General features: G+C 53.7%; 11 protein-coding genes. 7 read left to right on the top strand and 4 right to left on the bottom strand.

The features are described 5' to 3' along the window. Nucleotides 1-379: 379 nt before the first annotated feature. Nucleotides 380-2,029: an MDR family MFS transporter gene (locus ACKGJP_RS10285; RefSeq protein ID WP_409345561.1), complete on the bottom strand. Its 1,650-nt coding sequence runs from the start codon at nucleotides 2,027-2,029 to the stop codon at nucleotides 380-382. 225 nt (nucleotides 2,030-2,254) lie between these two features. Here ACKGJP_RS10285 and ACKGJP_RS10290 point away from each other — a divergent pair, with 225 nt between their 5' ends. Both ACKGJP_RS10290 and ACKGJP_RS10295 read left to right on the top strand, forming a co-directional pair. Further along, nucleotides 2,255-2,713 carry a DUF948 domain-containing protein gene (locus ACKGJP_RS10290; protein ID WP_409345562.1) on the top strand — a complete coding sequence of 153 codons (459 nt, stop codon included), beginning with the start codon at nucleotides 2,255-2,257 and terminating at the stop codon, nucleotides 2,711-2,713. Nucleotides 2,714-2,758: 45 nt separating this feature from the next. After that, nucleotides 2,759-3,154, top strand: a complete 396-nt coding sequence (locus tag ACKGJP_RS10295; protein ID WP_409345563.1) for a YtxH domain-containing protein — start codon at nucleotides 2,759-2,761, stop codon at nucleotides 3,152-3,154. Nucleotides 3,155-3,293: 139 nt separating this feature from the next. Here ACKGJP_RS10295 and ACKGJP_RS10300 read toward each other — a convergent pair whose 3' ends face one another. The 3 genes from ACKGJP_RS10300 to ACKGJP_RS10310 all read right to left on the bottom strand — a co-directional run bounded on the left by ACKGJP_RS10300 (nucleotide 3,294) and on the right by ACKGJP_RS10310 (nucleotide 7,531). Next, the gene (locus ACKGJP_RS10300; RefSeq protein WP_409345564.1) at nucleotides 3,294-4,436 is read right to left on the bottom strand and encodes a phosphodiester glycosidase family protein; all 1,143 of its coding nucleotides are present in this window, start codon (nucleotides 4,434-4,436) and stop codon (nucleotides 3,294-3,296) included. Nucleotides 4,437-4,596: 160 nt separating this feature from the next. After that, the gene (locus ACKGJP_RS10305; protein WP_409345565.1) at nucleotides 4,597-6,378 is read right to left on the bottom strand and encodes an EAL domain-containing protein; all 1,782 of its coding nucleotides are present in this window, start codon (nucleotides 6,376-6,378) and stop codon (nucleotides 4,597-4,599) included. Between the two features lie 280 nt (nucleotides 6,379-6,658). Next, nucleotides 6,659-7,531 (bottom strand): AraC family transcriptional regulator, encoded by an 873-nt coding sequence (locus ACKGJP_RS10310; RefSeq protein WP_409345566.1) that lies wholly within the window; start codon nucleotides 7,529-7,531, stop codon nucleotides 6,659-6,661. A 274-nt stretch (nucleotides 7,532-7,805) separates the two neighbouring features. Here ACKGJP_RS10310 and ACKGJP_RS10315 point away from each other — a divergent pair, with 274 nt between their 5' ends. From ACKGJP_RS10315 to ACKGJP_RS10335, 5 genes are all read left to right on the top strand, one after another. After that, on the top strand, nucleotides 7,806-8,237 hold the full coding sequence (locus tag ACKGJP_RS10315) for a disulfide oxidoreductase (protein WP_409345567.1): 432 nt from the start codon (nucleotides 7,806-7,808) through the stop codon (nucleotides 8,235-8,237). A gap of 113 nt (nucleotides 8,238-8,350) precedes the next feature. Then, on the top strand, nucleotides 8,351-9,649 hold the full coding sequence (locus ACKGJP_RS10320) for an alpha-glucosidase/alpha-galactosidase (protein ID WP_409345568.1): 1,299 nt from the start codon (nucleotides 8,351-8,353) through the stop codon (nucleotides 9,647-9,649). Nucleotides 9,650-9,831: 182 nt separating this feature from the next. Next, entirely contained in the window at nucleotides 9,832-10,845 is a 1,014-nt protein-coding gene (locus tag ACKGJP_RS10325) for a LacI family DNA-binding transcriptional regulator (RefSeq protein ID WP_409345569.1), read from the top strand. A 308-nt stretch (nucleotides 10,846-11,153) separates the two neighbouring features. Next, the gene (locus ACKGJP_RS10330) at nucleotides 11,154-12,740 is read left to right on the top strand and encodes an ABC transporter substrate-binding protein (protein ID WP_409345570.1); all 1,587 of its coding nucleotides are present in this window, start codon (nucleotides 11,154-11,156) and stop codon (nucleotides 12,738-12,740) included. A gap of 96 nt (nucleotides 12,741-12,836) precedes the next feature. Beyond that, a complete protein-coding gene (locus tag ACKGJP_RS10335) occupies nucleotides 12,837-13,712 on the top strand; it encodes a carbohydrate ABC transporter permease (RefSeq protein ID WP_409345571.1) in 876 nt (291 codons plus the stop codon). Nucleotides 13,713-13,723 lie beyond the last annotated feature (11 nt).

The following is a 13,723-nucleotide window of genomic DNA, read 5'->3' on the forward strand; positions in this document are numbered from 1 at the left end:
AAGGCCGGACTTTACTAGGAAAGTCTATGAAGCTGAGATGGATTGGTTACAGGGCTATTTATCAGGGGGCAGAAAAGGTAGTCACCACAGTTTTGTCCGGGGAAAACGGCAAGTATCTGTTTGTTGTAAATTTTACAACATTTCGGTGCTAAAATGAGGGCCAAATAAGGGAATGTTGTACGTCATACAGGATAATCGCGGATAAAGGACAGATTATACCAACTTTTGGTTGAAATGTTGTATTCCGTACAACACTTTCCCGAAAGACGAAGATAAGTACAACATACCCTCGCATCATTAAGAGTGAAGCCGAAAAGACCGTTGGGGTTACGCGCCCGTCAGCGGTCTTTTTCGCGTTCTTACAATCTTGCCCGCAAGTCTACGTTTTTGCTCTGCCACGCTTGTCTACGCGTTCTTCGTCCATTTCCTCCAAGTATTCCGCCGGCTCATCGGCCCGGGGCTTCTTCACCCCGCTGCGGAGCGGGATTTCCTTCAAAAAGAAAGTGAGTACGATGGCGACCGCTACGACGGCCGCGCCGGTAAGAAACACGCCGGAAAGCGAATAGCTGAGCGCTTCGCGCAGTCTGTCCAGAAGTCCGGCGAACAAGCGCTGGTAATCCGCAGGCAGCGAATTGCGAATCGCCGCAAGCTTTTCCGAGTCGAGCAGCACTTGCGGATTTTGCAGCGCGGCCAGCTTCTGCCCGATCTCCGGCGGTGTATTGGCCGCGTTCGCGGGCGTTCCCGCGGCAAGCTCCGTCATTCTGCCGGTCATCCGGTGCGTCATGACGGTCGACATGACCGCGACGCCGACGGTGCCGCCCAGCGAACGGACGAATTGCGACGATGACGATGCGACGCCGAGATATTTTTGATCGACCGCATTCTGTACGGTAAGCGAAAAAATCGGCATACAGAGCCCGATGCCGAATCCGGTAACGATCATATTGACGATGACATGCAACGTTGTCGTACTGCGGTCCATGAAGGACATCAGAATCATGCCTCCCGTAAGGATGGCAAGCCCTGCAAAGGCGAGCAGCTTATATTTGCCGCTCCGCGACACGATTTGTCCGCTGATTGCGCTTGCGGCAACGAGACTGAGGGTCATCGGCATGGTGACGTAGCCGGAGTTTGTAGCGGATGTGCCCATGACTCCCTGTATAAAGTACGGCATGTACATGATGGCGCCGAACATCCCCGCCCCGATCGTGAAGCCGATAATATTGGAAATCGTAAAGATGGAGTTTTTGAACAGGAACAGCGGCAGGACGGGGTCCTTCACGCGATTTTCGATCACGATGAAAAGAAATAAAGCGACAACCGTACCGGCGAACAGGGAGACGATGGTTACCGAGCCCCATGCGTATTTCGTGCCCGCCCAAGTGAAAGCAAGCAGCATCGGTACGATGGCAAGCGTCAGGAACAAAGAGCCGAAGTAGTCGACCCGTTCGCCCGGCTTTCTGGCGACCGCCGGAAACATAAACCATATCATCAGCAGAGCGACGATGCCGAAGGGGAGGAACACCCAGAACACCCAATGCCACGCCATATGGTCGACGATGTAGCCGCCTAGTGTCGGGCCAAATACGCTGGCCAGCCCGAAGGAAGCGCTCATCAGCCCCTGCCAGCGTCCCCGTTCGCGCGGCGCGAACAAATCGCCGATCGCGGTAAACGAGCAGGACATGATCATGCCGCCGCCGATCCCTTGGATACCACGGTATAGAATGAGCTGCACGATATCGGTGGAGGTGCCGTTCAGGAAGGAGCCGACGATGAACACGGCGATTCCGAGCAGCAGAAACGGTTTGCGGCCGTAAATATCGGACAGCTTGCCTACCAGAATCGTCGTAATGCCTGAAGTAAGCATGTAGACGGTAAATACCCAGCTGTAATAGTCCATCCCACCCAGGATGGAAATGATTTTGGGCAGTGCGGTGCCGACAATCGTTTGATTGAGGGAGGCGAAAAGCATCGCCGCCATTATTGCGATCATGATCGTGATTTTGCGTTTGTTGTCGAGATGTTCCATGCGTTAGGCTCCTTTGAGTTTCGAATGATCCTGCGCCGGAAGATCATCCTTATTCCTGGCTGTCTTCGGTTATCATTTCCGAAAGAAAGGAAATGCTTGCAAAAAATATTGGATTCGTTGTGTCAAAAACCGTCTCTCCCACCTATACTGTATTATGCTTTGGGCGAATACCCAGTTTCGCGGCGAACGCCAAAACGGATTTCATGTGGAGAGCGGGTGATCGGCATGATTGTGCTTCAAATCGGCATCGCGATAATGGCCATTTCTGTGGCGGCTCTCGCCGTGTATACGATTTTGCTGCTTCGCAAAGCGAAAAGCACGCTGCAGGAGACGGATCTTGCCTTGGCCGAGGTGAGAGCCGGCATGCAGCGCTTAAGCGGAGAAGCGGAGCCGCTGATGAGAAGCGCGTGCAAGCTGACGGACAGTATGCAGGAGCGTGCGGCTTCGTTCGATCCGATGCTCGGCGCAGTCCGCCAAGCAGGGGAAGCGATGCGTCAAGCGACGGGATCCGTGCGGAAGCTGTCCGGCGTATTAGCCGAAGCGGCAGCCGACGTTGAGGAATCCGTGCGCAGCCGCAGAAGCGCGGCAGAGGACATTGCGGATTGGGCGGCGATCGGGATACAGCTGTGGGAAATGGTACAGCATGCCCGGCGGGAGAAAGCAGACGATAACGGGACCAAGTAGCCGGATAGCCGGCCGTGTCACATATAATTGAAGGAGTGAGCAACAATGGCCAACAAAACAAACGGAAAAAGCTTTTTGATCGGTACAGTTGTCGGAGGTGTCGTGGGGGCGGCCGCCGCTTTATTGCTGGCCCCGAAATCGGGACGCGAGCTGCGTGCGGATATCGCGGAGCAGGCACAGGCAATCGGTGAGAAAACGCAGGAAATCGCCGGTAGCGTAAGCCAAAGAACGCAAGAAGTAGCGAAGTCGGTCGGCACGCAAACGTCCGAGTGGGTAGGCAAGGCGAGAGAAGCGGCAGCGGCAATCGCGCAAAAGCTGGAAGCTTACAGGGAAAGCCGCAGGCAAGCGGAAGAAGCGGCGGATCTATTCGAAGAGGCTCAGCTGGAGCCGGCGCCAGAGGAGCCAGCGGCTGTCAAACGCGAGCTGCTTGAAGTGAAATAAGGAAAAAAGACGGCTTGCCCGAAGCTACGAAATGAAAGGAACATAAAGAAAAGGCTGCCCTCAGGTTCTATACCCTGTAGAGTCAGCCTTTTCGATTTTGCGCTGCAGAAATACGTTATTGCCGCTTACCCTCGGCCTTTTACCATTTCGAAGGGTCGATTTTATTGATGTCGACGCCTTCCCAGACATTCTTGATAGGGGCGGTAAGCGGATTGTCAAAGACGAGCCAAGCGGTCGGCAAATACCGTTCGCCATATTCGCTTGCCGGCTTATTGACGATCTCATTGTCCTTGACGAGAACGGTGGAAGAACCTCCGTCCAGGTTGGCGGCGATAATCGCGCCTTCCTTCAGGAATATTTCCTGAATTTCGTAGAGGCTCGCGCCAATGCTGTGCGTTTGCCTGCCGTCGATGATCGCGAAAATAATCGTGCCGTCCGCGGTTTGCGCCATACTCGTACGCGGCGCTACTCCCCAGCCGTCCTCAGGACCCTTGATCTGGCCGACGCCGTTGACGATAAAACGCGGCGAGAAGGTTACCGCTTCGGACATTTTCATTTTGAGAAGCTCGTTCGGCGAATATTTTCCGGCAATCATTTTGCCTTCCGAATCGATACCTACGATGTGAATCGGCGTATTCATGCCCGAGTCGAGGTAAAAGATTTTTCCCCCGGACATGACGATGCCGGTTGGCTGGAAGCCGTTTCCTTTCCATTCCGGGTCGACAAAGCCGCCTCCGTTAACGCCGGCCAGCGCTCCCGTACGTTTGACCATGGCGGAAACCTTCTCCCCCTTGCCGTACTTGTCGGGAACGACGATGCGAAGCTTCTTCGGATCGTGAACGAACAATAAATAGCCCTTATAATAGCCGAAATGCCCTTTTCCTTCGATGGGCTTCACTTCGATGGCCGGTTTTGCCGGTGCGTTGCTGGCTGCAGGACCTGTCGGCGAAGGCTCGAACGAAGGCTGAGTCACGATGGGAGCTTCGGCATATTTGTCGAAGCGGTTCCAATATTCGTCAACCCGGGTCGAAAGCTCCTTCTCTCCGATTAAATAGGCTGCCCAGTGCCTATGCTGGGTAGAGATGAGCGTGTCCGCCATCAAGTAACGAAGCTTGTTGCCTGACGAGGTGAAGAAGAACCACAGCATAAACAGCGCAAGCAAGCTCAGCATGACGATGGACGTATTAATTAAGATGCGCAGGAAGGATCCTTTGCGTTTTTTTGTGGACTTTTTTTGAGCGGCGTTAAGCGCCTGCTGACGGGAAACCGTCGGTTGCGTCATATCATGCTCCCTTTCTGTCGGTTTAGTACTCTTATCTTAACGTAAAATTCGGCAAAAAGTTTCGAATAACGGACAAAAAGCAAAAAAATGTAAGACCGCGTTCGGGGAAAAATAAAGGAAACCGTCCCGGCTTCACCGCCATGAACGATTTCCTTCATTATTAAGCAAAAAGACGGTTACCCGCATTATTCATAAACGGAACGACTTGATCGGGCGGCAGCGGCGCGCAGAACAAAAAGCCTTGCATCTCCTCGCAGCCAAGCTTCCGTAACAGCTTCAGCTGCTCGACGGTTTCTACGCCTTTTGCGACCGTCCGCATATTGAGCCGCCGCGAAACAGCGACCATAGCCGATACGATGGCGGCATTGTCGCCGTCTTCCGACAAGTCGTGAATAAACGTTTTGTCTAGCTTAATCGTTTGAACGCGAAACCGCTTTAGATCGCCGAACGTGCAAAAGCCGGTTCCGAAGTTGTCGATGGACAGCTGTACGCCGAGCAGAAGAAGGCGATGCATGGAGTCGTCAAGAAACGCCGTGTTTTTTAGAACGCCGCTATTCGTCAATTCCAGACATAACAGCTGGGGAGCAAGATCCGCTGCATCGAGGATTTCTTTGACCGACGCGACGAACCCGGGCTGCTGCAGCTGACCGGACGAAATGTTTACGGTTACGGTATGCGCGCCGAGTCCGGCGTCCTGCCATTCCTTGGCTTGCCGGCAAGCTTCCTTCAATACCCAAAGGCCGATCTGGCCGATGATCCCGGATTCCTCGGCAACGGGAATGAACGCTTCCGGCGATAGGCGTCCCCAATCGGGATGGTTCCAACGGATTAGCGATTCCATGCCGATCACTTTGCCGGACGCCGTATTGATCAGCGGTTGATAATGAAGCAGGAATTGCCCGCGTTCGGCGGCTTGGCGGAGCTCGACTTCCATCGTAAGCAGATGAAGCGATCGGCTGTTCATTTCGGGATGATACAGCTGAAAGGCATTTCCTCCCTTTTGCTTGGCCCGGTGCAGGGCGACATCCGCATGCTTGATCAGCGATTCGGCGTCGATGCCGTCATTCGGATACAGGCTGATTCCTGTGCTGACCGTAACGTACAAGTCGTGCCCGTTGTTCTCGAACGGCTCTCGCAGCAGTGCATGAATGGTTTTGACAAAATCGGCAGCTTTATCGAGATTGGGCATGTCCTGCAGCAGCAGCAGAAATTCGTCTCCGCCGCAACGCGACAGGAAAGCATGATCCGGAAGCGCCGCCGATAAGCGCTCTGCAACTTCACGCAGCAATTGATCGCCGGCCGCATGACCGAAAGAAGCATTGAACGTTTGGAACCGGTCGATATTCAGCAGGATTACCGCCATCATTCGGCCTGCCTCCAAGGGCTCCCGCATGCGGGCGTTAGTCATCGCTTGAAAGGAGCCGCGGGTAGGCAGCCCTGTCAAAGCGTCATACGGTGTAATTGAAGCGGGCATACCTCTGGCTCGTCCTCGCTCATCGCCGCCTTCCGGCCTGCCCGAAAAGCGATCCACAGAGGTTGCTACCTCAGCAATGGAATAATCCGACGATGGAGCAGGCGGGCCTCCGTCTTCCTGCCGGCCGGCGAGCACTTGCAGCAGCTGCTCGCGGCTAACCTGCGAGACGGATGCCGTCTTGACGAGAGGCTCGTCCGGTTCGCCTAAATACACGACCCCTTTGCCGGAGTCGTAACGGGTGATGCGGTTCGTGTTCACCAGAGTGCTCGAATCGAGCAGGCGAAAGCCTTCCTCGAAGAGCCAGCCCTCCAGGCTTTCCATCGAAAAAGTCATGACATATTCGGCGTTTTGCGTATGCAAAATGATCCTATTTTCAGATAAGGCTTCTATTTTGATCACATCGTCGGAATCGATCACGACAACCTCGGAATGGGCATTGCCGTCTCTCGTTACCGGAATCTTTTGCAAAGGAATCAGCTCCAAAATGAATCTGCGATAAAATCTGTTATTATCAGAATTGCATATATTTTCAGTTTACTTGATGAGGCCTTAATGGACAAGGAGAAGATGCTCAACGAAAGGAAAGAGAATGAAGCAAAAGCTGCTTGCTGTTACGGGAGATGCAGCGCGGCAAGAGCAATCAGGTTAGCGGGCATTACTAATAGAAAGACAAAGGCAGCCGATTTACCGTTACGGTTTCGCCTGTTCGGAATTTGTATGATAATGGAAAAAAGCCCGCTTTAGCGGGCTATCGCGAGCAATCGAACCGTCCTGCGCCTTGCTCGTACAGGTTGATCCGGTATTGGGTAGGCGAGGAGCCATACCATTTTTTGAACTGCTTGGAGAAGTAAAGGGCGTCCGAAAACCCGACGGACGAGGCGATTTGCTCGATTGTCAAATCCCCTGCAAGCAGCAGCTTGGCCCGTTCCATACGGAGACGGAGCAGGTAAGACATCGGCGACATGCCGGTCTGCTGCTTGAACAGCTTCGACAGATGGGTGCGGTGATAGCCGAGCGAAGCCGCCATTTGTTCGATTGAGATCGGCTGCGAATACTGAAGGGTCAGCCAGCGGATGGCATGATCGACCTGACGTTTGCTGTCGGATACCGGCTCGCTGTTCGGCTGGCTCCGGTCGGCGCTTCCGGTCATGTATTCGGCAAAAAGCAGCCTCATATAGCCGTCCGCGCGCAGGTCGCAATTCGGCGCGGCTTGCCGCAGCGCGAGTTCGATCTGATGAAGCAGCGCGTTGATTTTGCGGCTTGCGCTCGTATCCGCAACCGGCCGATCCGCCGAAATGCCGAGATTGGCAAGCAGGCGGTCGACCTCTTTGCCTTTGAAGCCGACCCAGCGGTACAGCCACGGCTGCTCCGTATCCGAGTCGTAGCTGACTAGCTCGCCCGGAAAGATGAAGAAGCTGGAGCCTTTTTGCAGCTCATAGGCTTGCGCTCGGCTTTGGAAGACGCCGCGCCCCGAGACGACGTTGTGCACGAGGTAATAGTCCAGCACCTGAGGCCCTACTTTATGATCGGGAGCCGTTTGGGCATGTCCCGCGAAGAGAACGACAATTTCGCCTTTGCCTGGAAATGGATTGATGGCGACGGAGTGGAACGACTGCTGCATGAAAGGCCTCCCGATACGGATCGTATGCGTGCCGCAAGTCGCGGCCGCGCAGAGCCGAAAAACGACAAATGTCCTGTTCGATCCTTATACCGATCATTTTACGCGAAGAGCTTTCCTTTCGCTATGGAGAATCGTCGGATCTTTTATGGGATCGGCCCGGTATACAGCGATCGGTTGGATGTGGCGATTTTGTGAGCCTCTTGATTTCCCTTGAAACCTGCGCCATGATAAAGGAACGAAAGAATAAGGAAACGGATCCATTTAGGAGGAATTTATGAAGCAGAAACAGTTTATTTTAAACAACGGCTTGCAGTTCGCTTGGGCGGTGGCTCTTTTTGCAACGGGGGGGAGCTTGTATTTGTCCGAAGTCATGGAATACGCGCCCTGCGAATTATGCTGGTTTCAGCGTATTTTCATGTATCCGCTCGTCTTTATTTTAGGCGTGGCATCGGTCAAAAAAGACTTTCACGTCTATAGGTACGTTCTTCCGCTTTCGATTGTCGGCGGCTGCATTTCGATTTACCACTATCTCGTGCAAAAGACGGTATTCTTCAAGGAGCACGCCACCACGTGCGGAATTGTGCCGTGCGACGTCGACTATCTCGACTGGTTCGGCGTCATTACGATTCCGATGCTGGCTTTAATCGCGTTCCTTATCATTACCGTAGTGATGCTGCTTGTCCGTAAAGCAAACAAAGGCGCATAGGAAACTACATTTCTCCATATAGAAGTCGCTTCGTTCCATGTTCCGGTAAAAGCATTTTCGTTATAGTGGGAATAGGAAGAGCAAGTATTTCCATATCGGAGAGGATGAATCGTATGCCGAAAATTACGTTTATGGGTGCCGGCAGCACCGTATTTGCCAAGAATGTGCTCGGCGATTGCATGATGACGCCCGCCTTGCAGGATTTTGAAATTGCGCTGTTCGATATCGATCCCGAGCGACTGAAGGATTCGGAGAACATGCTGAACAACCTGAAGCAATCGTGCGGCAGCAGAAACGAGATCAAAGCGTATGCCGACCGCAAGGAAGCGCTGCGCGGCGCGAAATACGTCGTCAACGCCATTCAGGTCGGCGGTTACGATCCATGTACGATTACCGATTTTGAAATTCCCAAAAAATACGGCCTGCGCCAAACGATTGCGGATACGCTCGGCATCGGCGGCATTTTCCGCAACCTGCGTACGATTCCGGTCATGCTGGATTTCGCGAAGGATATGCAGGAGGTTTGTCCGGACGCTTGGTTCTTCAACTATACGAATCCGATGGCCGTATTGACGAACGCGATGAATACATACGGCGGCATCAAGACCGTCGGCCTGTGTCACAGCGTGCAAGCTTGCGTCCCGCACCTGTTCAATCATCTCGGCGTAGACCACACGGGCGTGCAGTGGAAAATCGCGGGCATTAACCATATGGCGTGGCTGCTGGAAGTGACGAAGGACGGCAAAGATCTGTATCCGGAGCTCAAGCGGCTTGCCAAGGAAAAGCAAAAAGATACCCATCACGACATGGTCCGTTTCGAGCTTATGTTCCGTTTCGGCTATTACGTAACCGAGTCGTCCGAGCATAATGCCGAGTACCATCCGTATTTTATCAAACGCAACTATCCGGAGCTGATCGAGCGCTACAACATTCCGCTGGACGAATACCCGCGCCGCTGCGTCAACCAGATCAACCGCTGGAAGACCATGCGCGAAGAGCTCGTCAACGACAAAAATCTCGAGCACACGCGTTCGCATGAATATGCGTCCCGGATGATGGAAGCGATGGAGACGGACAATCCGTTCAAAATCGGCGGCAACGTGATGAACACGGGGCTGATTACGAACCTGCCGAAGGAAGCATGCGTAGAAGTGCCTTGTTTCGTCGACGCAAGCGGCATAACCCCGACGTTCGTCGGCGACCTGCCTCCGCAGCTTGCCGCGCTGAACCGGACGAATATCAACACGCAATTGCTTACGCTCGAAGCGGCGGTCACCCGCAAGCGCGATCACATCTACCACGCGGCGCTGCTCGATCCGCATACGAGCGCGGAGCTGTCGATCGACGACATCGTGGCGCTTTGCGACGACCTGATCGAAGCGCACGGAGACTGGCTGCCGAAGTACAACTAACGGCATAGGGGCTTACCAAGCAACCGCAGAGAAATCTGCGGTTGCTTTTATTTCGGGCACCGCTGCATTGCCGAAAAATGACAAAAAGGTTATTGACAAACGTTGGAGCGCGGGGTTACTATTTAGACACAAAGATGTTACGCGTGTAACAACGATAGAGATACAGGGTTAGGAGTGTAAGTATGCGTGTTACGAGAGAATTGGTTGCGAAAGTGGCGGGCGTATCGACAGCAACGGTATCCTACGTGCTGAACAATTCGCGAAGCGTCTCGGAAGAAGCGAGGAGAAAGGTGCTGGAAGCGGTCAAAGAGCTGAAATATACGCCCGATATGATCGCCCGCAGCATGGTGACCAACGAGACGAAGCAGCTCGGCATCGTGCTCAACGAAATCATCAACCCGTTTTACGGGGAGATCATCCTCGGCTTCGAAAATGCGGCAATCGAAAAAGGCTACTTCGTCAACATTTGCACCGGTTACAAAAACCTCGACGATTACTTTGACAATTTCATCGCCCGCCGCGTGGACGGCGTGTTCGTCGTCGCCATTCCCTACAAGTTCCACATGGAAAAAATTTATAATCTTGTGGATGCCGGCATTAAGGTGGTCATGAGCGGCAACGCGGAAGCGGATATCAAAAAGCTTTCGTCGATTGAAAACGATTATGTCGATGCGATGCACAAGGCGGTCGAGTATTTGACCGGGCTTGGCCACAGGCATATCGCCTACGTGAGCGGTCTCGGCAAATCGCAGAAGTTCGACCGCAAAATCGAAGGCTACTTAAGCGCCGTACACAAGTGGAAGCTTCCGTGCGAAGATTCGCTGCTGATCGACGGAAGCGCTCCGTACGGAACGACGATCGAGGACGGCTACCGGCTTGCGAACCGGCTGATCGCCTCCGGCAAACCGTTTACGGCTGTCGTGTGTACGAATGACATGATGGCGCTCGGCGCGATGAACGCTTTGAAGCACGCCGGGTTAAACGTTCCGGAGGACGTTTCGGTCATGGGCTTTGACGGCATACAGATCGGCGGGTATTGGGATCCTTCGCTTACGACGATGGCGGTGCCGACGGTTTCGCTTGGGGAGAGGGCGTTCGAGCTGCTGTACACCAATTTGAAGAAAGACAACACGGGCTATTTTCTAAATAAGCTGGAATTGATTGAACGAAACTCGACGGGGGCTTGCAAGAGCTAAATTTTTTTAAGCAAAATGTTACGCGCGTAACATTTTGCTTAACAGAGCCGAAGCATAGCGTGTCTGCAAGGCAACGGGTAGTAACGCGGGGCTTTGGCTCGAATAGGCTGACACGCCTTCGGACGCGGCATAGTTATAAACGCATACGAAGCCTGGCGTTTCGGACATATTCATGTAGATTCGGACTGGGAGGAGATCGGAGAGAGCGAAAGCGGGCAGCCGGGAAGGCGGAACAAGTAAGGATGCACGCAAGCAGGCGTTACCTGTAAGGATTGAGGGGACAAGACTAACATTCAGGAGGGGTTCCGATGTTGAAAGGGGTTAAAAAAGCGGGCGCCATTACGATGGCAGCCGTATTGGGAACGACGATCGCATTGACCGGCTGTTCGGGCGGCGATACGAAGAAAGCGGACGAGGGCAAACCGAAATCCGAGCAGGGCGGGACGAAAGAGCAGCGGAAGGTCGTCCTCTCGACGATCAAAAACTACTATACGACGGCACTCAAACAAATCGCCAAGGACTATACGGCGCTTCATCCCGAAACGACGGTCGAGATTGAGATCATCGCCGACAACGCCACCTACGCCCAGAACTTTACGACCAAAATGTCCGCGGACAAAAAGACGGCGCCGGATATCGTCCATACGAATCTGCTGGGCGTAGCGGACGAAGGGGCGTTAATCCCCAAAGGCTGGCTGGCCGGGCTCGACGACTTATTGAACGAGTCCAATCCTTATAATGGAGGCAAAAAGGTAAGGGACGCTATCGATTCCAAATATTTAGCGCTCGCGGTCGGCAGCTCCGGCAAAACGCCTTACTTGCCTTTCGACCTCGTTGGCCTCGGCGTTTACTACAACAAAACGATTTTCAACAAAGTCGGCGTGAAGCCGCCGGCCACGATCGAGGAGTTCGTCGAAGTCAGCGGCAAGCTGAAGGCGGCCGGCTATAACGCTCCGATCGGCGCGTCCAGCTTCAACGGCTGGCTCGTGCTCTCCCTGGCGGATTGGGCGTACCGCAAGGATGCGGATAAAATGCTGACGCTGCCCGGAGACGGCAGATTCGACGAGCAGACGATGGCCAAAAACAAGGACGTGAAGTACTCGGCGGACAATGCGATGTTCGACGAGACGGCGATTTTCGATCCGGAGAAAATCATCGCGCTCTCCAAAACCGTTCCGATGAACAGTCCGGTCAACGAAAAAATATGGTCCACGTACAAAAGCCTGGCGCAATTTTTTCCGAAAGGCTGGTCGACGCCGGACGACGGTCAAACGTATTCGCAATTTATGGCGCAGAACGTTCCGATGTTCATATTCGGGAGCTGGCAAGTAGGCACCATTCTCGGGGATATGCAGAAACTGGCCAAGGATAAAACGTTCGAGTGGGGCACGTTCAAGTTTCCGAAGTTTGCGAAGGAAGACCCGAATTTCCCGGGCGAGCCGCGCAGTCTGCTCGTAGCCGGACATAAGCTCGGCCTTTCGCAGAAGGACGATCCGGAGCAGTACAAACGCGCCTCCGACTTCCTGAAATACGTCTATTCGCCGGAAATCGCCGCCAAGATCTACGACATCACGATCAAGAGCGGGGAATACGTGCAGGGGCCTTCGCTTATTACGGGCGTCAAGCTGAGCGACGAAATCAATTCCTATCTGGACGGCTTCAAAGCCAAAGGCAACATGCGTACGGAATACAGCGACTTGGCCGGCGCCGCTAAACTCGAGGCCGATAAGCCGCTTGCGAGCGATCAGGAAGTCAAATACGTAGAAGGCAAGCTGGATTGGTCCGAATTCGCCAAAGGGCTTGAAAAGTTTACGGGCAACGTTATGAACGATCGCGTCAAGAAATTCGGCTACGACCTGAACCCGAAAACGGCGGAAAAGGAACCGGCCAAATAACGTTCGGAACATAGCGGCAAGCGGGAGGAAGAGCTTCGGATCGCCGCGAGGGGCTGTTCTTCCCGGAGCCGTTCGTTTTACCGGAAGGAGGATCACATGAAAGCTCGGACATCGCTGAAGTCGTATGCGTTTATTTTTCCCTCGTTCCTGCTCATCGGCGTCTTCTTCTATTATCCCGTATTTTATGCGATATCGGGCTCGTTCACGGATTTGCGGCTCGGGGAGAAGGCGTCTTTCATCGGGTTCGGCAATTATCTCAAGCTGCTGGAGGATCCCGTTTTCCTCAAGGGCCTGGCGAATCAGCTCTTTCTGACGATCGCGGACGTACTCAAAAGCATCCTGTTTCCGCTGCTCGCGGCCGAGCTGCTGTACTTCATCAAACATAAAGGCACGGCGGCCAAAATCCGGACGTTTTTCGTCATTCCGATGCTCGTGCCGGGGATGGTCGTCATGCTGATGTGGGTCTATATGTACGACGTCAATTTCGGGGCGGTCAATACGCTGCTGGAGCAGCTCGGACTCGGAGCCTGGAAGCACGACTGGCTGAAGGAGAGCGAAACGGCGCTCTGGTCGATCGTCGGAATCGGCTTTCCGTTCGTTTCCGGCATTTATTTTCTGATTTTCCATGCGGGGCTGGCGTCCATCTCGGGCGAGGTGGAGGAGGCGGCGCTGATCGACGGCTGCAGCAGCTGGAACCGGGTCCGGTACATTCATTTGCCGCATATATTCCCGTATTTCGGCGTCGTTTTCATTCTTACGATGATCGCCAGCCTGCAGGATTACGTGAAAATCCTCGTGACCACAAGAGGCGGTCCTGGCTATGACACGTACGTGCCGGCGCTGCATATGTACAATACCGCGTTCAAATCGTATGAGATGGGCTATGCGTCGAGCATGGGCGTCATTCTATTCATCATCATTATTGCGTTTACCGTCGTCAGCATGAAGCTTTCCCATAACAGACAAGCGTAGAAAGGAGGATT

This window comes from Paenibacillus litoralis, assembly GCF_046244365.1.
In the GTDB taxonomy this organism is placed as follows: Bacteria; Bacillota; Bacilli; order Paenibacillales; family NBRC-103111; genus Paenibacillus_V.